Here is a 21153-nt window from a genome sequence, read left to right as displayed (position 1 = left end):
GGTAGCGCGCCGCCTCGGCCCGTCGGCGCGCGGGCGCGGCGGAGACGAGGGCATGAAGCGCCCCGCGCAGGGTGCGGGCGGCGACGCCGGCCGCCTTCCAGCGGCGCGGCAGGCCGAGGCCTTCAAACCGGCCGTTGGCGAAAGCGTGCAGCTTCAGCGCCACCTTGTGGACGGGGTAATAGCCCAGCCGGAAACCGGCGGGCGCGCCCTCCACCTCGATCCGCGTCGCCCCGGCCGGCACCAGCGCCACGGTGGGCACGCCGGGCAGCAGGGTCTCACCCTCGCCCCCGCCTGTTGTGCTGGCGAAGGTGAAGGGCAGGGGGGCGTCCGCACCCTCGCCCGCCAGCACGATGGCGAGGGCCCCCCGCCGCGCGCGCAGCCGCAGCACGGCGGGCAAAGCGAAGCCCGTGCGGCCCGTCGCGGCCGGTGCGCGCTTCAGCCAGAGCGGGGGAATCTCGGTGTCGTGCATGCCTTGCGTATCGATGGGCGTCCGGATTGGCTGCCGCGTTGAAGCACCTATGTGCAGAGGCGGCAAGCGGCCACCCCACGGCGAGTTTGCTTGACGCCCCGGCGAGGCTCCTTCAAGTCACCGGCCACGCATCGGGATCTGGCGGGAGCCAACACATGACACAGCGCGAGGTGGACCTGTTCGTGATCGGTGGCGGCTCGGGTGGCGTGCGCGCCGGCCGCATCGCCGCCCAGCACGGCGCCAAGGTGATGATGGCGGAGGAATACCGCATGGGCGGCACCTGCGTCATCCGCGGCTGCGTGCCCAAGAAGCTGTTCGTCTATGCCGGCCGCTACGCCCACGACATCGACGACATGGCCGGCTTCGGCTGGCGGGTCAGCGCCCCCGAGTTCGACTGGCTGACCCTCGTCGCCAACAAGGACAAGGAAATTGCCCGGCTCGAAGGCATCTACAAGCGCAATGCCGAGGCCGCCGGGGTGGAGATCGTCGCTTCCCGTGCGGTGGTGGCGGGGCCGAACCGCGTGCGCATCCTCGACACCGGCGAGGAGGTGATCGCGCGCCACATCCTGCTCGCCACCGGCGCCCATCCCGCGCTCGGGCCACAGATTCCCGGCTGCGAGCTGGCCATCACCTCCAACGAGGCATTCAATCTTCGCAGCTTCCCCGACCGCATCCTCATCCAGGGCGCGGGCTATATCGCGGTGGAGTTCGCCGGCCTGTTCCGGTCGCTGGGCGCCGAGGTGACTTTGGTCTATCGCGGCGACAAGGTGCTGCGCGGCTTCGACATGGAATTGCGCGATCATCTGGAAACCGAGATGACCCGCGCCGGCATCAAGCTCGTCAGCGGCAAGACGCTGGCCTCCATCGAGGCCATCTCCGGCGGCAAGAAGGTGGTCCTCTCCGATGGTTCGGAGCTGGAGGTGGACGAGGTGATGCTCGCCATCGGCCGCATCCCCAGCACCCGCAATCTGGGCCTCGAGGGGGTGGGCGTGGCGCTCGACCCGCTGGGCGCGGTGATCGTGGACGCGCACAGCCGCACCAATGTGCCCTCCATCTATGCGGTGGGCGACATTACCAACCGCATCAACCTCACCCCCGTCGCCATCCGCGAGGGCCACGCCTTCGCCGATACGGTGTTCGGCAACAAGCCGTGGACGGTGGACCATTCCCTCGTCGCCACCGCCGTCTTCTCCGAGCCGGAGATCGGCACCGTGGGCTGCACGGAGGAGGCGGCGCGGGCCGCAGGGCGGCCGGTGGACATCTACAAGACCACCTTCCGCCCGCTGAAGGCGACGCTCTCCGGCCGCGAGACCCGCAATTTCATGAAGCTGATCGTGGATGGGGAGACCGACCGGGTGCTCGGCGTCCACATCATGGGCGAGGCCGCCGCCGAGATGATCCAGCTCGCCGCCGTGGCCATGGGGCTGAAGGCGACCAAGGCGGATTTCGACCGCACCGTCGCCGTGCATCCCACCGCGGCGGAAGAGCTGGTGACGCTGCGCACGAAGGCGTCTTGAGGGGGGAGGGGGTAGGGGTTCGCCGGCAGGCCCCACTGCCGTTGCTGCAAGGCGTCCTGCCTCTGTCACCGTCATGCCCGGGCTCGTCCCGGGCATCCACGTGGTTCGGCTGGGAATAGAGCTTCGGGCCGTGGCGCCATCGGCACGACGTGGATGCCCGGGACGAGCCCGGCCATGACCGCGGTGTGGGATGGGGATGCCGCCGGTGAGGGACGGGTGGTGGCGCTAGGGAAAGCGCCTCACCTCACAGCCGGCTGAGCAGCTCGGCCTTCTTGGTGCTGAATTCCTGGTCGCTGAGGATGCCCTTGGCGTGGAGATCGGCCAGCTTCTCAATGGCGGAGATGATCTCGCTCTGGCCCAGCGGCTGGGCGCCGCCATAGGTCTGCGGCTGCGGCGCGAAGGACTGCGGCTGCGGCGCGGGCTCGTACACGGGCGCGGAGACAGGCGCCTGCGGCGCATAGGCCGGAGCCTGCGGCGCGCCGCTCACGATGGGCAGGCTGGAGACGAACACCGTGCCGTACTGGCTGGTGAAGGTCAGGCTGCCCGATCCGCCCTGCTGCTGGGAGAAGCCGCCGATCTGGTGATCGAGGCTGTCATAGACCGTCACCTGCCCATTGAGGTCGATGGCGAGGCGGCGCGTGCCGGGGAAATAGGCGTAGCGCACGCCGTTCTGCGCGCCGGTGCTGGCCGGCTGGCCGAGATCGGCCGGCCACCAGTTGAAGCTGCCGGAGGCATCCGGCACGAACAGGCTGGGCTGGCTGCCGCCCATGTTCCCCCCGAAGCTGCCGCCCATGTTGCCGCCGAACCCGCCGCCGCCGCTGGTCTGCCACTGGCCGCCGCCGGAATAGCCGCCGCCCTGGTTCTGCGACTGGAAGCTGCCGCTCTGGGTGAGGCCGGGCTGGCTGGCGACGAGGTTCGACAGCTCGCTGCACAGGCCGTCCACCCGGCCCTTGAGGTAGCTGTTGAACATGTCGGAGACCATGGTCATCCCGCCCGCCATCCACTGGCCGGAGCCGCCGAATTCGGGGTGGTTGAACTGGGCCATGGAGCCGTTGCCGGCGATGACCGAGAACAGCATGGAGGTGACGGCATCCGGGCTGAAGCCCGTGCGCTGGGAGATGGCGTTGATGGCCGCCTGGCCTTCGGGCGAGAGCTGGGGCATGGGGGCTCCTGGGGTCGTGCGATCGGCAGGCGCGGAATGGCGCAGGCGTGTCGGCGTCGCGCGTGTTCTACCACGGCTCGCGGACAGTTCCCCGACACACTTGGGCGTGGCCGGCGCAGGGCAGCCCTGCGCGGGGCCGCTCCCTTCCGCGCCGTGACTAATGCTGGTGGCCGAACAGCTTGCCCTTCTCCGCCCACAGCACGAACACCAGCGCCAGCGCGCCGAGCATCAGATAGCCCATGGCGAGGGGCAGCACGGTACCGTCGAAATGGCTGCCGACGACGAAGCCCAGCACGGCGGACAGCAGCGTCGTGAAGCCGCCGATGAAGGAGGAGGCGGTGCCCGCCACCGCGCCCAAAGGCTCCATGGCCATGGAATTGAAGTTCGGCACCGTGAGCGCGAACAGGAACTGCCCCGCCGCCACGAGCCCGCAGAACAGCACGAGCGGCGGCTTGCCGTCCCAGAAGATGCTGGAGGCCACCATGAGCCCGCCCGCCGCGATGAAGCCGAGGATGCCGCCATGGGACAGCCGCCGCATGCCGACCCGGTGCACGAGGCTGGCATTGAGGAAGGAGGCCACCGCCATGATGCCCGCCACCGCCGCGAAGGCGATGGGGAAGAGGTTGCCGAGGCGATAGACGTCGGTCTGGAACACCTGCGAGGCCGAGCCCACATAGGCCATCAGCGAGCCCATCATGAGCCCGATGGCCACCGCATAGCCCACCGAGTGGCGGGTGGTGAGGGTGAGCATCGCCGCCTTGCCGATGGAGCGCATCGAGAAGGGGATGCGGTATTCGGGATGCAGCGTCTCCGGCATCCGGAGGCCGAACCACGCGAACAGCGCGAGCGCCAGCAGCAGCATGGCCACGAAGATGAGGTGCCACGAGCCGAACACGAGGATGAGGCTGCCCAGGGCCGGCGCGATGATGGGCACGGTGAGGAACACCATCATGCTCAGCGACATGATCCGCGCCATGTCGCGCCCCTCGAAGCGGTCGCGCACGATGGCGATGGCCAGCACCCGGCCCGCCGCCGCGCCCATGCCCTGGATCAGCCGGGCAAGGATGAGCACGTCGAAATCGCGGGTGAACAAGGCGAGGAGGCTGCCCGCCGCATAGATCGCGAGGCCGGCGAACAGGATGGGGCGGCGCCCCAGCACGTCCGAGATGGGGCCGTAGAAGAACTGCGCGCCGCCGATGCCGATGAGATAGGCGTAGACCATCACCTGGACGTGATTGGGATTGTCCAGCGCGAAATCGGCCCGGATGGCGCCGAAAGCGGGCAGCAGATTGTCGATGGAGAAGGCGGTCATGCCCATGAGCAGGGCGATGAGCGCGACGAACTCCACTGCACCGGGACCGACCGAGCCGGGCTGCCCGGGCGCGGGACCGCGCGGACGCAGGGCAGTAGCGGGGGCTGGCGCCGGCGCGCGATGGGACTGTGACATGACAGGCTCGGGCGTTGGCGTGTCCCGCAACAGACACGGACATTCAGGACGGTGCCGGAGGGAACGGCAGACGCGCGCTGGCGCGCACGTCTCACAAGGGAAGGCGCGCGCAGGCGCAGTCCCCTCATAGGCGATGGGTGCGGCCAAGAGAAGGCTCGCAGAGAAGTCTTTGACGGACGGCCTGAGCGCCAGGGCAGGGTTCGAGGGGAAACGGCCCCTCCGGTCCCATCTCGCGGGGCGTCGCGCCTGCGTTGCGCCGCATCCTTTCGGTGCGCACGTGCTTCGTGTATAAGCCCGCGTTCCGATCCCGCGAACACAAGAGGAACGCCGGAGGCGCACCAGCGGGACGGACCGGACCGGACAACCGGCCGGCCTTATGCAAATGGAGAGTCAAATGGTGACCCGCCCGCAGTCCGCTCCCGTCCCTGGCGCCGAGGCTCCCCGCCGCGCCGAAGGCTGGCGTCCGGATAGCTGGCGATTTTATCCCGGCCTCCAGATGCCGTCTTATCCAGACAAGGCGCAGCTCGAGGAGGTCGAGAAGAAGCTCGCCTCCTACCCGCCGCTTGTGTTTGCAGGTGAGGCGCGCCGCCTGAAGGCCGAGATCGCCAAGGTCGCCCGCGGCGAAGCCTTCCTCTTGCAGGGCGGCGACTGCGCCGAGAGCTTCGACGAGCATTCGGCCGACAACATCCGCGATTTCTTCCGCGTCTTCCTGCAGATGGCGGTGGTGCTGACGTTCGCCGGCGGCTCGCCGGTGGTGAAGGTCGGCCGCATCGCCGGCCAGTTCGCCAAGCCCCGGTCCTCGGACACCGAGACCGAGAACGGCGTGACTCTGCCCAGCTACCGCGGCGACATCATCAACGACATCGCCTTCACGGAAGCCGCCCGCATTCCGGACCCGCGCCGGCAGCTCGATGCCTACCGCCAGTCGGCGGCGACGCTCAACCTTCTGCGCGCCTTCGCCAACGGCGGCTATGCCAACCTCGCCAACGCCCATGCTTGGATGCTGGGGTTCGTGAAGGATTCGCCCCAGTCCTCGCGGTATCAGGAACTGGCGAACCGGATCACGGAGGCGCTGGACTTCATGCGCGCCTGCGGGATCGATCCCAAGAGCCATCCCGAGATGAGCTCGACGGATTTCTTCACGAGCCACGAGGCGCTCCTGCTTGGCTACGAACAGGCCCTGACCCGTGTCGATTCCACGTCGGGCGACTGGTACGCGACCTCCGGCCACCTCTTGTGGATCGGCGACCGCACCCGCCAGCCGGACCATGCGCATGTCGAGTACTTCCGCGGCATCCGCAACCCGATCGGCATCAAGTGCGGCCCCTCCATCTCCCCGGAGGGCCTCATCCGCCTGCTGGACATCCTCCAGCCGGACAATGAGGCGGGCCGCATCACGCTGATCTGCCGCTTCGGCGCCGACAAGGTGGGTGACTACCTGCCGGGCCTCATCCGCGCGGTGGAGAAGGAAGGCCGCACCGTGGCGTGGTCGTGCGATCCCATGCACGGCAACACCATCAAGGCCGCCTCCGGCTACAAGACCCGCCCGTTCGAGCGGGTGCAGTCGGAGATCCGCTCCTTCTTCGACATCCATGCGGCCGAGGGCACTTTTGCCGGCGGCGTGCATCTGGAGATGACCGGCAAGAACGTCACCGAATGCACCGGCGGCGCCCGCGCCATCTCGGACGAGGACCTGCGCGACCGCTACCACACCTATTGCGATCCGCGCCTCAACGCCGAGCAGGCCATCGAGACCGCCTTCCTGGTGGCCGAACTGCTCAAGCGCGAGCGCCTCGCCCGCGGCCGGCCGCAGGTCGAAGCCGCGGAGTGATCCGCGGGTTCTTCCGACAGACGGTGCAAATGAACGGACGGCGGGCCTCGGCCCGCCGTTCTTCGTTTTGGGGCCGCCCTACTGCCGTCATGGCCGGGCTTGTCCCGGCCATCCACGTGGCACGGCTGGGAATGAATGCCTGGCACGTGCCCGCTCGGCCCGACGTGGATACCCGGCACAAGGCCGGGTATGACGATTGTGATGGCGGAAGCGCCTTTTGAATTTCCGAGCAAAAGCTAATCTGTGCGCCCCCCGCCGGGAGCGACCGCCCATGTATCTCGCCGCCATCCTCGTGCTGATGCTGATCGCCCCGCTCGCGAGCATCCTCGTCGAGGCGCTGGTGGCGGGTGGGCCGCTGGCGCCACTGGTGCTGAAGTGGTTCGTGGTCTGGGGCGTCGGCGCACGGCTCGGCCTCGCCGGCCTGAAGCAGGTGACGCAGCCGGCCTTCACGGCCGAGACCATCTTCGAGATCTCCGATCCCAAGGCGCAGGTGATCGTGCAGGAACTGGGCTTCGCCAACCTGACCTTCGGCTTCCTCGGCCTCCTCTCCCTTGCCTTTCCGTCCTTCCTCCTGCCGGCGGCGGTGGGCGGCGGGCTGTTCTATCTCCTCGCCGGCGTGAAGCACGCGCTGCGGGCGGGCAAGACCCGCACCGAAACCATCGCCATGGTCTCCGACCTCGCAATGGCCGCGGTGCTCGCGGCGGCGGTGGTGCTGGGGCGGGGGTGAGGCGCGGACGGTGGCGAGGGCCGCCATCGAGCACGCGCGGGCGCCCCTCTATTGGCCGGGGCGGGGCCGGGGAATTGTGAATTCCATGGGGGCACCGTTGGGCGGGCCGTCGAACCAGACAAGGGCGCGGTAACCTGCGGTATCCTCGGCGAGCACCAGCAGGGTTTCCGCCTTCATCTCCCGCGATACGTCCGGCAGGGCGCCGAGCAGCGTCGCCTCCTCGCCGTCCCTGCCGCTCCAGAACCAAACCTTGGCGGCCGGCAGATTGGCCTCGTTCGTCGCCGCGCTGACGGGACGCTCGCAAGAGTAGGTCTTTCCACGACGCGCATCATTGCTGCGGCCGGTGAGGATCAGAACGCCGCCCTGCACGGCCGCGAGGTCGCGGATGCCCGTATTGTCCCCCATCGCGAGGCTGCTCGCGCGGGCTGTGACGGGGCCTCCCGTGAACAGGGGATCGAGCGCCGTGCGCACCACGAACGCCCGCCCCGCGATGCAGGGGCTGCGCAGGCCGAACAGGGCTTCGCCGCCAATCACGGCAAAGCCTTCCACGGTCAGGCCGTTCTCATCGAGCGGCGGTTTGGCGGAGATGCCGAACTTCTCAAGGTCGGGGAGCGCGTCCCGCAGAGACGGGGTGCGTTTGACCTCACCGGACGGTTCGTCGCGGCCGAAGGCGAAGGTCGGCAGGCCGGTGGCGGCATCGACCGGAAAGCGGATCAGGAAGAAGCGCGACAGCTGCACTTTCCCCTCGCGCCCGGCGCCGTGGGACCCGGTGACATAGAAATAGCCCGGTGCGCCGGCCGTGCTCGGCGGCACATAGGCCGCGCCTTCGGCATCCAGCTCCTTCATCTTGACGCCGCCGACCTGCTTCGGCAGCAGGCCGATGACCTTCCCGGGCGAGATGGTGCCGTTCCCGAGGGTGAAGAATTGGGCGAAACGGGTCTCGTCATTGACCAACAGGCACGTCCGCGTGCCGGTGGCGCAGGCGGCCCCGCTGATTTCGGTGTTGGCTCCGCGCTCTGCATCGAACGGCGCCGATAGGCGCCAGACGGTGGGGGAGCGCACGATCTCCGCCCCGGCGACGCCGGTCCAGACCAGCAGGAGCGCGAGCGAGGCTAGAATGCGCATGGCGTTTCCCGCAAGACGTGCAGATTGGAGCGCTGCATCTTTGCATGGCCCGGCCCCAAAGAAAAAGGGCCCTCCCGCGGGGAGGGCCCTTCCGACGCGTTTTGCCGTCAGGTCGCGATCTACTTCACAAGCGGGCAGTTGCCGTCCTTGAGGGGGCGGAAGGCCTCGTTGGCGGGGATGGTGGAGACCACTTCGAACAGGTCCCACTCGCCCTTGCTGTCGGCGGGCTTCTTCACCTTCAGCAGGTACATGGGGTGGATGGCGCGGCCGTCGATGCGGATCTCGCCCTTGCCGAACAGCGGGTCATTGATTGGGGTGGCGCGCATCTGCTCCATCACCTTGGGCGCGTCCTTGGTCTTGGCGTCCTTGATGGCGTTCAGATAGTGCATGGCGCTGGAATAGACGCCGGCCTGGGCGCTGGTGGGCATCTTGCCGTTGAACTTGGCCCCGAAGCGCTTGGAGAAGGCGCGGGTGTCGTCGTTCAGGTCCCAGTAGAAGGCGTCGGTGAGCACGAGGCCCTGCGCCGCCTGCAGGCCGAGGGCCTTCACGTCGGACGAGAAGATGAGCAGGCCGGCAAGCTGCTGGCCGCCCTGGGTGATGCCGAACTCGGACGCCTGCTTCACCGCGGTGATGAGGTCGTTGCCGGCATTGGCGAGGCCGATGACCTTGGCGCCGGAGGACTGCGCCTGCAGCAGGAAGGAGGAGAAATCGGTGGTGGAAAGCGGGTGCTTCACGCTGCCCGCCACCTTGCCGCCGGCCGCCTTCACCGCCGCCGAGGCGTCGCGCTCCAGCGCCGCGCCGAAGGCGTAGTCGGCGACGAGGAAGAACCACGGCGAGCCGCCCTGCTTGGTGAGGGCCGATCCGGTGCCGTTGGCCAGCGCCCAGGTGTCGTAGGTCCAGTGCACGGTGTTGGGCGAGCACTTGGCGCCGGTGAGGTCGGAGGTGCCGCCGCCGGAGACGAGGAAGATCTTGTTCTTCTCGCGGGTGATGTCGTTCACCGCCAGCGCCACCGAGGAGGTGGTCACGTCGAGAATGGCGTCCACATTCTCCTGGTCGTACCACTTGCGGGCGACGGAAGCGCCCACGTCCGGCTTGTTCTGGTGGTCGGCACCGACGACCTCGACCTTGAAGCCCTTGTTCTTGGCCATGAAGTCTTCGGCCGCCATCTGCGCCGCGACCACCGAGCCGGGGCCGGAAATGTCGGCGTAGACGCCGGACATGTCGTTGAGCACGCCGAGCTTCACCGTGGTGTCTTCGGCCTTGGCCGCGCCCGTCAACAGGGCGCCGATCGCCGCCGCCGCCAACAGGGCGCGCGAGTGCCGCATGATCCCAGACGTCATCGTCCTTCCTCCCTCTTTCATCGCCGATGCGGTGCGCGGGAACGCCTTTGGCAGCGCCGTGGCGGCGCCGTCCTCCCCGGCCCAGCGGCGTACTGCCGGGCCGTTTCGCATCTCGGTACCACGCTAACGGAGCGCGAGCCGCCCCGCCAGTTGTGCCTTAGACCAAGGGCGTAACCGGCGCGTGTCAGCGGCTGCCGCTGACCATGCCGGATACGCCGGCGAAGGCGCCGTCAACCAGCTCGGCGACGAGGAGGCGGCCCGGGTCCACCGGGCCGGGCAACGTCACCTGCCCGAAGGGCACGCGGCGGAAGCCGAAGCGGGCGTAATAGGGTTCGTCCCCCACCAGAACGACGAGCCGGTGGCCCTGCTGGCGCGCCACGTCGAGGGCGTGCTCCATCAGCCGAGCGCCGATGCCCACCGACTGGAACGGCGGCTCCACCGTGAGCGGGCCGAGCAGCAGGGCCGGCGTGGTGCCGATGCTGATCCGCGTGAGTCGCACCGATCCCACCAGCATGGTGCCGACCCGCGCCGTGAAGGAGAGGGCGCGCTCGTGCCCCGTCTGCTCCCGGATGCGGAAGGCGGTGCGGGCGAACCGGCCGGGGCCGAAGGTGCGCTCATGCAGCCGGTCGATGGCCGCGTCGTCGGCGGCCGTCTCCACGGCGATGGACAAGGGAAGCTCGGTCATGGGGAAAACTCGCAAGGCAGGGCAGAAGGCCCGCGAGTTCGGCGGGCCGGCTTCAGGCGGGCGTGACGGCGCGTGCGCGCATGCGCAGCGTGTCCGGTCGTCGTCGCTGAAGCCGAAGGCCCATGGTCCCCTCACGAGAATGGGGCGGGCGGATAGCATGGCGCGCGCGGAAGGTCCAGCGGGGGGCGCCGGAGAGCCAGTGCCGCCGCAGCGGCTCCCCTCTCCCCTCGCGGGAGAGGGGGCGGGGGTGAGGGGGCTGCTCGGGCTTGGGCAACGCTGGGACAAAGGGTGCCACCCCCCTCACCCCAGCCCTCTCCCGCGAGGGGAGAGGGGGCTCGGACGGTTGGGGTGGAAGGGGCTGTTCCCCCCAAAAACACCGTCATCGCCCGGCTCGTCCGGGCGATGACGCGCGAAATCAGCGGCGGGCGGCGACCTGCGATGAACGAGCCGCCCGCCCCTCAAGCCTTATAAATCCACCCATACCGATCCAGCAGTGCCGGGCCTTGCCGGCGGAGCACCAGGTCGCGGGCGAGGCGGGGGGCGCCGGAGAGGTGGTAGACCATGCCGTTGCGTCGCGCTTCCGACTGGATGCGCGCGGTGCGGCCCAGCCGCTCGGCCTCGTAGGCCTTCAGCGCGGTGGCGGCGTCGGTTTCCTTCTGGAGGGCGCGGGCGAGGGCCGCGGCATCCTCGATGCCCTGCGCCGCGCCCTGGGCGAGGAAGGGCAGCATGGCATGGGCGGCGTCGCCCAAGAGCGTCACGCGCCCGGTGCTCCAGCGGGGCAGGGGATCGATATCGTAGAGGCCCCAGCACAGGAAATGCGGCGCGGCCTTCAGCAGTTCGCGCACTTCCGGCGCCCAGTCCGCGAAGGCGGCGTGGACGGCGGCGCCGTCGCCCGGCGCGCTCCAGCGGGCCACCGGCTCGGTGTGCTTGACGATGGCGACGAGGTTCAGCGTCGCCCCGCCCTTCACCGGATAGACTACCAGATGGGCATCGCGCCCCATATAGAGCCGCACGTCCGGCGGATGGCGGGCCGGCACGGGAATGGTGGCCCGGTAGGCGAGGCGCTGGGCGAACACCGGCGGCCGCGCGACGCCGAGATGCGCCCGCACCGCCGAGCGCACGCCATCGGCGCCGACGAGGATGTCCGCGCCGTGGGCGATGAGATTCTCGCCCTGCTTCACCACCGCCCGCACGCCGCCGAAGGCGGGCTCCACAGCGGTAAGTTCGGCCCCGAGCGCGATCAGCACGCCCTCGGCCTGCGCCGCCTCGGCGAGGAGGTTCTGCAGATCGGCGCGGTGAACCACGAGGAAGGGCGCGCCATAGCGTGCGGCGGCCGGGCCGTAATGGGCGCGGGTGATGGTGGCGCCGCTCGCGCCGCTCCTCACATCGAGCGAGCGCGGCGTCACCGCCACCTGCTCAAGGCGCGGCAAGAGGCCGAACTCGCGGATGATGCGGGTGGCGTTGGGCGTGAGCTGGAGGCCGGCGCCCACCTCGCGCAGCTTGCGCGCCTGTTCCACCACCTGGACGGTGAGGCCGGCACGGCGCAGGGCGATGGCGCAGGCGAGCCCGCCGATGCCTGCGCCGACCACCACGGCGCTGCGCGCGGCGGTGCGGGGTTTCGCCCGGAAGGGGATGGGATCGGCCATGGCAGGACCCGGCTCCGTGAAGGAGCCGGCCGGATAGTCTTTCTTTGCGGCGGCGATCAGGCCGCGGGGATCAGGCCAGGGGGCAGCAGGCCGAGGATTGGGTCAGACGGGTGTTCCGCGGCGGTCAGGCCGCAGGTCTTGTGAGCCGGGCCGTTACCGGGCCGGCGCGTCACGCGGCGGATTTGGCCGCGGGCTCGCCGTGCCACACGGCCGCTTCCGGCTTCGCCGCGCCGGCGGCGAGCGCCGGGTTGTAGCGGTAGAGGGTGGAGCAGTAGGGGCACACGTGCTCGTCGTCGTCGCCGAGGTCGATGAAGATGTGCGGATGGTCGAAGGGCGGCTTCGCACCGATGCACATGAATTCCTTGCTGCCCACCTCGATGACGGTGACGCCGAGGTCGTTGCAGAAGTGGGGAATGCCGGTGTCCGCCATGGTTCCGCCCATGCTTGTCCAAAAAAGCGCCGCGACCTTAGCGTCTCATGGCCGCCTGCGAAAGGGTCTGGACCGCGGCAGATCGGCCGTCCATACCGCAGGCGCCGCCCCGCTCCGGGGCCGCGCGGAATCAACATCCGGCAGGGAGGGGTCACGTCCATGAGCACTACCACGTTCTCCACCCCTGCTGTGCCACGCGGCATTCTCCGCCGCGCCCATTGCACGGATGTGATTCCCCGCCAGCCCGGCTTCCGCCGCTAGCTTTTCGGACATTCAGGGGCCCGTGGTCCGCCACCCGCCTGCGCTCCTGCGCAGGGCGGGCAGCCGCTGACGCGCCCCATCCTCTTCCCCTTAGCGGCGCCATGCGCCGCGTGAACCCGTCATCTGCGGCGCCATGCGCCGCGTGTCCCCGTTCGAATCAGGGACCGGCCTCTGGCGCCCCATGCGGCGCGGCCGGATCGTGTCATGTCGTTGTTTCAGACCCACAAGCGCGGGGTGTCGTTCCGCGCCATCTTCGCCTTCCTCTTCACCCACTGGGCGAAGCGGAAGGGAATCATCGCGGCCACTCTGGCCGCCGTCCTCGTCTCCACCCTCGCCGAGGTGCTGGTGCCGCTGTTCGCCGGCCGGCTGATCGACGCCTTGTCCCTCGCCGACCGGGAGACGGCCTGGCACCTCGCGACCATGGCCTTCCTCGCCATCGTCGGCCTCGGCGTGACGATGGTGAGCGCGCGGCATGCCACCTACTTCATCATCGTGCGGCTCACCTTGCGCATGATGTCGGACGTGGCGGCGGACGCCTTCGCGCGGGTGCAGCGCTTCTCGTCGGACTGGCACGCCTCGTCCTTCGCCGGCTCCACCGTGCGCAAGATCTCGCGCGGCATGTGGTCCCTCGACGTGCTGCACGACACCCTGCTGGTGGCGCTGTTCCCGTCCGTGGTGGCACTCGGCGGCACGGCGTTGCTGCTCGGCTGGAACTGGCCGGTACTGGGCGCCGTGGTGGCGGTGGGGGCGGTGGCCTTCATCGGGCTCACGCTCACGCTGTCGCTGAACTACGTCGCTCCGGCGGCGCGCCTCTCCAATGCGTGGGACACGCGGGTGGGTGGCGTGCTGGCGGATGCGGTGGGTTGCAACGCCGTGGTGAAGGGCTATGGCGCCGAGGCCCGCGAGGAGGAGCGGCTGGAGCGGGTGCTCGGCAAGTGGAACGCCCGCACCTACCGCACCTGGATGGCGGCCACCTGGGCCGGCACGGCGCAGCTTCTGGCCCTGGTGGCGCTTCAGGCGTCCATCATCGGCACGGCTTTGGTGCTGTGGCATCAGGGGCAGGCGAGCGCGGGCGATGTGGCCTATGTGCTCACCTCCTACCTCGTCATCCACTCCTACCTGCGTGACATCGGCATGCACGTCCACAATCTCCAACGCTCCATGAACGAGCTGGAGGAGCTGGTGGAGATCCACCACCAGACCGTGGGCGTGTCCGATGCCCCGAAGGCGGTGCCGGTGCAGGTGAAGGAGGGGGCCATCGCGTTCGAGAACGTGACCTTCCACTATGGCGGCCACGACAAGCCGCTCTACGAGAACCTCTCCGTCACCATCCCGGCCGGGGAGCGGGTGGGCCTCGTGGGGCATTCGGGCTCGGGCAAGACCACGTTCGTCAAGCTCATCCAGCGGATGCACGACGTGACCTCCGGCCGCGTCACCGTGGACGGGCAGGATGTGCGGGACGTGACGCAGGGCTCCCTGCGCCGCGCCATCGCCGTGGTGCAGCAGGAGCCGGTGCTGTTCCACCGCTCGCTGATGGAGAACATCGCCTATGGCCGGCCGGACGCCTCGTTCGAGGAGATCCGGCGGGCCGCGGAGCTGGCCAATGCGGCTGACTTCATCGCCCGCCTGCCGCGCGGCTACGGCACGCTGGTGGGCGAGCGGGGCGTGAAGCTCTCCGGCGGCGAGCGCCAGCGCATCGCCATCGCCCGGGCCTTCCTCGCGGATGCGCCCATCCTGATCCTGGACGAGGCCACCTCCAGCCTCGATTCCGAATCGGAGGCGGCGATCCAGGATGCTATGGAGCGGCTGATGGTGGGGCGCACCACCCTGGTCATCGCCCACCGCCTTTCGACGGTGCGCTCTCTCGACCGCCTGATGGTGTTCGACAGGGGCCGCATCGTGGAGGAGGGCGACCACGACACGCTGGTCCGCCGCGAAGGCGGCCTCTACCGCCGCCTGTTCGAGCGGCAGGCGATGGAGCTGGCCAAGGGATTGGCTGCGTGATGAGAAAGGCCTTCCCGCCTTCGGGCGGGGAGGCCACCAAAGGCTGGCGCCTTGATGCGGCCGGCGTGCCCTCACCGTCCTCGCGCCCCGGACGCATGCAGCGATAGCGGAATGCGAGCCGGGGCCCAGCGCAAGAGTTCGCCGAAGGCGGCTCAAGCGGAAAGGCGGTTGGGCATCGCCGGCTGCGCCGGACTGTCCCCTGGGCCCCGGCTCGGCGCTCCACCTTCGGTGTCGCTTGTCCGGGGCGCGATGGGACGACAAAAAGCGAGGCCGCGCCCAACCCCTCAGAAATTCTTCTCCGGCCAGCGGCAGAGGTCGGTGATGAGGCAGCGGCTGCACGCGGGCTTCGTCGCCTTGCAGATGTAGCGGCCGTGCAGGATGAGCCAGTGGTGGGCGTGCAGCTTGAAGCGGTCGGGGATGCGGGCCTCCAGCCCCAGCTCCACTGCCAGCGGCGTCGCGCCGGGGGCAAGGCCGGTGCGGTTGGCGACGCGGAAGAGGTGGGTGTCCACGGCGATGGTGGGCACGCCGAAGGCGATGTTCAGCACCACGTTGGCCGTCTTGCGCCCCACGCCCGGCAGCGCCTCCAGCGCCTCCCGGTCCTTGGGCACGACGCCGGCATGGCGCTCCAGCAGCAGGCGGGACAGCTCCACCACATTCTTCGCCTTGCCCCGGAACAGGCCGAGGGTGCGGATGTGGTGGGCCACCTGATCCTCCCCCAGCGCCACCATGGCGGCGGGGGTGGAGGCGGCGGCGAACAGGCCCTTCGTCGCCTTGTTCACCCCGGTGTCGGTGGCCTGCGCGGAGAGCACCACGGCCACCAGCAAAGTGAAGGCGTCAGTGTGGTCCAGCTCGCCCTTGGGCTCGGGGTCCTGTGCCTCGAAGCGGGTGAAGGCCTCGGTGATCTCGGCATCGGACCACGGCGAGACCGTCTTGCCATGCACCGCCGCCGCCGCATTCGCCACCGCCTTGTTGCGGCGGGGGAGGGGGGCTGGTGGGGGGGCGGCGGCTTTGCCGGTGGGCTTGGTTCCGGCGGGCTTGGTCCCGGTAGACGTCTTGCCGGCCGAAGCCTTTGACGCTGGGGCCGCCTTCGCCGTGCCGCTTGCCGGAGCCTTGGCGACCTTGCCCTTGGCCGGGGCCACGGGCGGGGCTTTCGCCCCCTTCCCGGTGGTTCCCGACGCGCCGGCCGCGACCTTTGCCCCCTTTGCGGCGCGCGCAGGGCGCGGGGCCGGGGCGCTCTCGGCTTCCGGGAGGACGGCGGGTTTGGGCGGATTGATCCTGCGCGGCATTTTTCGGGTATAGTACCGAGCAATGCCCCAGACCAGCGACCGAGACATCGCACCCGAGACGGACGCGCAGGCTCAAGACGAGCCCGTCGTCTATGCGGTCACGCTCGCGCCGCACCGGTCCCTGTCCCGGCGCGGCTTCTTCTGGGTGATGGCGGGCATCGGGGCGGTGAGCTTCGTGTCGGGCGTCGCCTTCCTCGCCATGGGGGCGTGGCCGATCTTCGGCTTCTTCGGCCTCGATGTGCTGCTGATGTACATCGCCTTCCGCGCCAGCTTCCGCTCGGCCCGGGCGCGCGAACACATCCTCGTCACGCCCAGCCTCGTGGAAATCCGCCGCGAGCCGGCGGCGGGGCGCCCCTCCACCACACGGCTCAACCCGTTCTGGACCCGCCTGTGGCGTGAGGACGACGAGGATCACGGGACGCTGGACGTCGCCCTCATCAGCGGCAAGCGCACCGTGCCGGTGGGCCGCTTCCTCGGCCCCGTCCAGAAGGCGGAGCTGGCGAGCGACCTCACCGAGGCGCTGGCGGTGGTGAAGAAGGGCGTGACGCGCACGCAGTTCTGAGGGTCTTGCCCCAATAAGCCCGCGCGGCGCTCGAGCGAGGCAATGCAAAAAGCCCGCGCGGCGCCTGAGCGAGGCAAAGTCCAACCGTTCAGATAAACGGCCGCGTCACCATGCCGAGCAGGCCGCGGAAGCGGATACGGCCGTCGAAAGCGGCGAGGCAGAGGCATTCTCCATCCTCGTCCACGCGGGGGGAGTGGTCGATGTCGGCGTCGCACTCCACGAGGTCGCCGGGGCCGTAATGGCCGTTCGGATCGCTGAAGCCGCCGCAGATCACGTGGGTGAATTCCAGCCCCGCATGGGTGTGCTGGGGAATGGCCCGGCCGGGGGCGATGCGGAACAGCAGCACCTGCGCGTCGGGGTCTTCCTCCAGATGCACGAGGCCGAGCCGCACTCCGGGAGCCACCGGAACCAGCCGGCCGATGCGGCGCGAGGCGATGGCGGGGGGCAGCACGACGCCGGGCGGCAGCTTCAGTCCTTCCGGCAGCGGCCAGCGCTTCGGCGATGTTGCTCCGGCGGCTTCCGCATGATGGAGCGCGGCGGGATTGCGGCGTGGGGAAAGGCCGTCGAGCCGTGCCAGAGCCCGGTCGAGCGCATCGGGGGCGAGGGCCAGCGGTTCGCAGGCGTCGAGCAACGCGCCGCCGACGGACATCAATCGCGCCACCGCCGCGCGGCATTCGGGGCAGCCGTCGAGATGCACGTCCACCAGCAGGCGGGGACCGGCCGGCAGCGTGCCCGCCGCATAGCGCAGCAGGGTCTCGGTGCCGGGATGGGTCGAAGCACTCATTTCAGGTCTTCCAACAGGGCACGCAGACGGTTGAGCGCGAGGCGCACGCGCGACTTGGCGGTGCCCAGTGGAATGCCCAGCTCCTGCGCGATCTGCGAATGGGGCTTCTCCTGAAAGAAGGAGAGGCGGACGATGGTGGCCTGTTCCTCCGACAACTTGGCGAGGGCGGCGCGCACCCGCGCCTCCCGCTCGGCGGTCATGAGGATGGTCTCGCCCGAGGTCTCGTCCACCTCGTCTTCGTGGGTCTCGGCCTGGTAGGTATCACCATAGCGCTCGCGGCGCTTGAGGTCGATGGAGAGGTTGCGGGCGATGGTGAAGATCCAGGTGGATGCGGCGGCCCGCGTCGGATCGAAATAGGCCGCCTTGCGCCACACCGTCAGCAGGGTCTCCTGCGCCAACTCCTCGGCGGCATTGGCGGAGAGGCCGCTGCGCACGAGATAGGATTTCACCCGCGGCGCAAAATGGCGGAACAGCCGGGCGAAGGCCTCCCGGTCGGCGCGGCTGGCGATGGCGACGATGAGCGCGCTCAGCTCGGCACCGGAGGCGGCCACCCTTGGCTCGGCGGGCTGGACGCTCACGGTCGTCCCTCCCGTGAGACGAACGCCACCGTCCGGCAGCGATCGGATGCGACGCGGCTTCGGCACTGCGGGGATGAGACGTTGCTCGGCGACATTCATGCCCTCGATACGCGGCACACGGCCGGGCGGATGACGGGGCCGATCCGGAAAAATCGGCCGGACCCGCCCCCCTGACCACCGGCGCAAGCCGGACCCTAGCCGAGCGGCGGGTCCGGCTCCAGCAACGTCAGCGTGACCTCATGGCTGGTCCGCCCCGCCCGGTCATATTGCGGGCTCCCGGACTTTTTCCCGGCGTCATTGCCCGGCTTGTCCGGGCGATCCACGGTGGGGCCGGGCCTCAGTATTCGATGATGCCGTCGAGGGCGTAGTGCTTCACGCTCTTGCGGTTGGCGATCAGCTCATCGATGGAGGGCTCGCCCTTGAGCGCGCGGGAGATGGCGAGCTTGGTCGCCTCGTAATTGGTGCGGTAGAGGTCGGCCTTGTCGAGGTTGGGGTCCTCGGGGCAGCGCGGGTCGAGCCACACCATGATAATCATGGCCAGCTCGTCCACCTGGTCCTTGGGGATGATGCCCTCGCTGACGCAATCGACGATGGCGTCGCCCATGGCCGCCTGCACCACGCCGCCCAGCAGGTCCACATATTCGGCGGTATGGATGGTGGCCTTGGTGGTCATCATCGTCGCCGGGCGCACCATCTGATTGAGGTCGCGCACCACGAACATGCGGGTGTGGCCCTGCACCTGCCCCATCATCGAGGCGAAGGCCTGACCCACCGGGCCGCGCACCGAGCCGATCAGTACTTCCGGCATGGCGTCCGTTACCTGTCCGTCCGCCGCCAGCACCGTCGCCTCGCCCGCCTTGAACCAGATGTCGCTCATCGTTTCCTCCTCGTTGGGTGGCGCCAAGAAAGCACCCGCCACCCCGCCCGTCCAAGGCGACGCTGCGTCGCTGGTGCCGAAAGGGATGGGGACAGCGCCTCGCCTTGAACGGCGGCGCCGGCCGTGGCACCTCTGGCGAAAGAGGGGTGCCCGCGGGCGATTCGCGCCCGCACCTGAAGGAGGCGGCGATGCCCACGCTCTTCCGCATTCTGGTGGTGCTGGCCGTGCTCGGCGGCCTCGGCTACGCCGCGCTGTGGGCGCTGGCCACCAAGGTGGAGCCACAGGAGCGGGAACTCTCCTTCACCGTCGCCCCCGAAAAGATCGGCAAATGACCGGCGCGGGCCCGGCGGCGCAGGGCCCGCTCGCGCTCTTCCTCGACATGCAGGCGGTGGAGCGCGGCGCGGGCGCCAACACGCTGGACGCCTACCGGCGCGACCTGACCGACCTCGCCGATTTCCTCGCCCCCCGCGCCATCGCGACCGCCGACACGCAGGCCATCCGCGACTGGCTCGCCGATCTCTCCACGCGCGGCTACAAGGCGACCACCGTGGCGCGGCGCCTCTCCGCCGTGCGCCAGTTCTTCCGCTTCCTCTATGCCGAGGGGCACCGGGGGGACGATCCCGCCGCCGTGCTGGAAGGCCCAAGGCGCGGGCGCCCTTTGCCCAAGGTGCTGACGGTGGAGGAGGTCTCCACCCTGATCGAGACCGCCCATGCCCGTGCGTCGGAGGTTCCGGCCGAGGAGGGGGAGGCCGCAGCCAAGGCGCGCGCGGAGATGCTGAAGCGCCGGCGCACCGCCGCCGTGGTCGAACTGCTCTACGCCAGCGGCCTGCGCATTTCCGAACTGGTGTCGCTGCCGGCCGCCGCCGCGCGGGCCAAGGGCGACGCCATCCTCGTCACCGGCAAGGGCCGCAAGGAGCGGCTCGTGCCCCTGTCCGATCCCGCGCGGACGGCCATGGCGGCCTATCTCGATGCACGCAAGGCGGCGGGGCTGGAGGCGTCGCGCTGGCTGTTTCCGTCCTCCAGCGAGAGCGGCTACGTGACCCGCCAGCAGGCGGCGCGCGACCTGAAGGAGCTGGCGCTGGCCGCAGGGCTCGATCCCGCCAAGCTCTCCCCCCACGTCCTGCGCCACGCCTTCGCCAGCCATCTTCTGGCGCACGGCGCGGACCTCCGGGTGGTGCAGACCCTGCTCGGCCATGCCGATGTCTCCACCACCCAGATCTACACCCACGTTCTCGACGAACGCCTCAAGAGCATGGTGCGCGACCTGCATCCGCTGGCGGATGAGTGAGGGGGGAGGCCCCCCGGTTCCCCGGACAAGCGACGGCGCAGCCGGGGCGCCGATCCGGGGGCCAGCGCAAGAGTTCCCGCGCAGCGGGGCAAAGCCCGAGGGCGGCGGGATCAGGAAGCGCCTGCGGCGGCGCCTTGCGCTGGACCCCGGATCGCATTCCGCTGGCGCTGCATGCGTCCGGGGTGCGAAAGCGGGTAATGCGTGCTCGCCCCCTCAGAAGCGCGTCACCACAGCCGCGAGGGGCGGGCGGGGGCGGTCTTCCAGCTTCTGGGTGGCGGTGCCGATATAGATGAAGCCGACGAAGCGCTCGAACTCTTCGAGGCCCAGCGCCGCGCGGGCGCTGGCGTCGTAGGTCGTCCATTCGGTGAGCCAGGTGGCGCCGTAGCCCAGCGCCGCGCAGGCGACGAGGATGTTCTGGCAGGCGGCGGCCGCCGACAGCAGCTGCTCGTATTCCGGGATCTTCACATGCGGCGCCGCGCGCGACACCACCGCCACCACCAGCGGCGCGCGCAGGAAGCGGGCGCGCTCATCCTCCAGCCGCTTCTCGCCGACGCCGGGATCGGATGCCGCGAGCGCCTCCGCCAGCTTGCCGCCGGCCCGGTCGCGGCCGTCCCCCTCCAGCACGATGAAGCGCCAGGGGGCGAGCTTGCCATGGTCCGGCACCCGCGCGCCGATGGTGAGAATGGTGTCCAGTTCCTCCGCCGAGGGGCCGGGGGCGACAAGATCGATGACGCGCGAGGAGCGGCGGGTGGCGAGGAGGGCGATGGTCTCGGGGCTCACAACAGTCATGGGGCAATGGCTTCCGATGAAAGGGTTCCGGGGCAATCTACAGAGGGCCCGCCCGGGAAGGAACCGCGCGGGCGCGGCGGCAACCGGCCGCAGGCTGACGCGGCGGGTGACTTGAATCCGCCCCGAATTTTGTGCACGTCAGGAGGCATGATCCGCTTCGCTCGTGCTTTCCCTCGCCTCCGCCGCCCCGGACCGGTCGCCCCGGCCGCGCGGATGCTGGCGGCCGGGCGGGCGATGCGGGTGGCTGTGCTGGGGCTCTGGGCCGTGATGGCCCCCCTGGGGCTCGTTGCGGGCGCAGGGCCGGCCGCGGCGCAGTCCATGCAGTTCCTCGGGCCGTCCGCCGCG

General features: G+C 69.9%; 20 protein-coding genes. 7 read left to right on the top strand and 13 right to left on the bottom strand.

What is annotated here, in order from left to right; all coding sequences use genetic code 11:
* Positions 1-469 (bottom strand): hypothetical protein (locus tag ACE3QW_RS13555; RefSeq protein ID WP_374251857.1); only part of this gene is annotated, 469 nt, incomplete at its 3' end.
* Positions 470-624: 155 nt separating this feature from the next.
* Between ACE3QW_RS13555 and gor the strand changes: the two genes are divergently transcribed.
* Positions 625-1986 carry a glutathione-disulfide reductase gene (gene gor / locus ACE3QW_RS13550; RefSeq protein WP_374251856.1) on the top strand — a complete coding sequence of 454 codons (1362 nt, stop codon included), beginning with the start codon at positions 625-627 and terminating at the stop codon, positions 1984-1986.
* A 244-nt stretch (positions 1987-2230) separates the two neighbouring features.
* On the opposite strand, the gene ACE3QW_RS13545 is transcribed toward gor, so the two are convergent.
* A complete protein-coding gene (locus tag ACE3QW_RS13545; RefSeq protein WP_374251855.1) occupies positions 2231-3148 on the bottom strand; it encodes an SHOCT domain-containing protein in 918 nt (305 codons plus the stop codon).
* A gap of 157 nt (positions 3149-3305) precedes the next feature.
* A complete protein-coding gene (locus ACE3QW_RS13540) occupies positions 3306-4595 on the bottom strand; it encodes a multidrug effflux MFS transporter (RefSeq protein WP_374251854.1) in 1290 nt (429 codons plus the stop codon).
* 394 nt (positions 4596-4989) lie between these two features.
* On the opposite strand from ACE3QW_RS13540, the gene ACE3QW_RS13535 reads away from it, so the two are divergent.
* Both ACE3QW_RS13535 and ACE3QW_RS13530 read left to right on the top strand, forming a co-directional pair.
* Positions 4990-6426, top strand: a complete 1437-nt coding sequence (locus tag ACE3QW_RS13535; protein ID WP_029559062.1) for a class II 3-deoxy-7-phosphoheptulonate synthase — start codon at positions 4990-4992, stop codon at positions 6424-6426.
* A gap of 271 nt (positions 6427-6697) precedes the next feature.
* The gene (locus ACE3QW_RS13530) at positions 6698-7153 is read left to right on the top strand and encodes a DUF6790 family protein (RefSeq protein ID WP_374251853.1); all 456 of its coding nucleotides are present in this window, start codon (positions 6698-6700) and stop codon (positions 7151-7153) included.
* A gap of 48 nt (positions 7154-7201) precedes the next feature.
* Here the strand turns inward: ACE3QW_RS13530 and ACE3QW_RS13525 are convergent, their stop codons facing one another.
* The 5 genes from ACE3QW_RS13525 to ACE3QW_RS13505 form a co-directional block, all read right to left on the bottom strand.
* A complete protein-coding gene (locus ACE3QW_RS13525) occupies positions 7202-8278 on the bottom strand; it encodes a DUF3616 domain-containing protein (protein WP_374251852.1) in 1077 nt (358 codons plus the stop codon).
* A gap of 119 nt (positions 8279-8397) precedes the next feature.
* On the bottom strand, positions 8398-9618 hold the full coding sequence (locus tag ACE3QW_RS13520; RefSeq protein ID WP_374251851.1) for an ABC transporter substrate-binding protein: 1221 nt from the start codon (positions 9616-9618) through the stop codon (positions 8398-8400).
* Positions 9619-9802: 184 nt separating this feature from the next.
* Positions 9803-10303 (bottom strand): GNAT family N-acetyltransferase, encoded by a 501-nt coding sequence (locus ACE3QW_RS13515; protein ID WP_374251850.1) that lies wholly within the window; start codon positions 10301-10303, stop codon positions 9803-9805.
* 458 nt (positions 10304-10761) lie between these two features.
* On the bottom strand, positions 10762-11949 hold the full coding sequence (locus ACE3QW_RS13510; protein WP_374251849.1) for an FAD-dependent monooxygenase: 1188 nt from the start codon (positions 11947-11949) through the stop codon (positions 10762-10764).
* Between the two features lie 169 nt (positions 11950-12118).
* The gene (locus ACE3QW_RS13505) at positions 12119-12379 is read right to left on the bottom strand and encodes a zinc-finger domain-containing protein (protein WP_024278328.1); all 261 of its coding nucleotides are present in this window, start codon (positions 12377-12379) and stop codon (positions 12119-12121) included.
* Positions 12380-12844: 465 nt separating this feature from the next.
* Here ACE3QW_RS13505 and ACE3QW_RS13500 point away from each other — a divergent pair, with 465 nt between their 5' ends.
* Positions 12845-14644 (top strand): ABC transporter ATP-binding protein, encoded by a 1800-nt coding sequence (locus ACE3QW_RS13500; RefSeq protein WP_374251848.1) that lies wholly within the window; start codon positions 12845-12847, stop codon positions 14642-14644.
* A gap of 284 nt (positions 14645-14928) precedes the next feature.
* Here ACE3QW_RS13500 and nth read toward each other — a convergent pair whose 3' ends face one another.
* Positions 14929-15783, bottom strand: coding sequence for an endonuclease III (nth, locus tag ACE3QW_RS13495; RefSeq protein WP_374251847.1), 855 nt, complete (start codon positions 15781-15783; stop codon positions 14929-14931).
* A 169-nt stretch (positions 15784-15952) separates the two neighbouring features.
* Here nth and ACE3QW_RS13490 point away from each other — a divergent pair, with 169 nt between their 5' ends.
* On the top strand, positions 15953-16492 hold the full coding sequence (locus ACE3QW_RS13490) for a DUF2244 domain-containing protein (RefSeq protein WP_374251846.1): 540 nt from the start codon (positions 15953-15955) through the stop codon (positions 16490-16492).
* An 88-nt stretch (positions 16493-16580) separates the two neighbouring features.
* On the opposite strand, the gene ACE3QW_RS13485 is transcribed toward ACE3QW_RS13490, so the two are convergent.
* From ACE3QW_RS13485 to fae, 3 genes are all read right to left on the bottom strand, one after another.
* Positions 16581-17276 carry a ChrR family anti-sigma-E factor gene (locus ACE3QW_RS13485; RefSeq protein WP_374251845.1) on the bottom strand — a complete coding sequence of 232 codons (696 nt, stop codon included), beginning with the start codon at positions 17274-17276 and terminating at the stop codon, positions 16581-16583.
* On the bottom strand, positions 17273-17854 hold the full coding sequence (locus ACE3QW_RS13480; protein ID WP_374251844.1) for a sigma-70 family RNA polymerase sigma factor: 582 nt from the start codon (positions 17852-17854) through the stop codon (positions 17273-17275). Before ACE3QW_RS13480 ends, ACE3QW_RS13485 begins: the two co-directional genes overlap by 4 nt.
* A gap of 337 nt (positions 17855-18191) precedes the next feature.
* A complete protein-coding gene (gene fae, locus ACE3QW_RS13475; RefSeq protein ID WP_374251843.1) occupies positions 18192-18731 on the bottom strand; it encodes a formaldehyde-activating enzyme in 540 nt (179 codons plus the stop codon).
* A gap of 188 nt (positions 18732-18919) precedes the next feature.
* Here fae and ACE3QW_RS13470 point away from each other — a divergent pair, with 188 nt between their 5' ends.
* Positions 18920-19063 (top strand): hypothetical protein, encoded by a 144-nt coding sequence (locus ACE3QW_RS13470; protein WP_209483767.1) that lies wholly within the window; start codon positions 18920-18922, stop codon positions 19061-19063.
* Positions 19060-20019 carry a site-specific tyrosine recombinase XerD gene (locus ACE3QW_RS13465; RefSeq protein ID WP_374251842.1) on the top strand — a complete coding sequence of 320 codons (960 nt, stop codon included), beginning with the start codon at positions 19060-19062 and terminating at the stop codon, positions 20017-20019. Before ACE3QW_RS13470 ends, ACE3QW_RS13465 begins: the two co-directional genes overlap by 4 nt.
* Before the next feature lie 213 nt (positions 20020-20232).
* Here ACE3QW_RS13465 and ACE3QW_RS13460 read toward each other — a convergent pair whose 3' ends face one another.
* Entirely contained in the window at positions 20233-20808 is a 576-nt protein-coding gene (locus ACE3QW_RS13460) for a nitroreductase (protein WP_374251841.1), read from the bottom strand.
* Positions 20809-21153 lie beyond the last annotated feature (345 nt).

Source organism: Xanthobacter sp., from assembly GCF_041911315.1.
In the GTDB taxonomy this organism is placed as follows: Bacteria; Pseudomonadota; Alphaproteobacteria; order Rhizobiales; family Xanthobacteraceae; genus Xanthobacter; species Xanthobacter aminoxidans.
The sequence above is the reverse complement of the archived record's forward strand: the minus strand, read 5'-3'. Positions and strand labels throughout refer to the sequence as shown.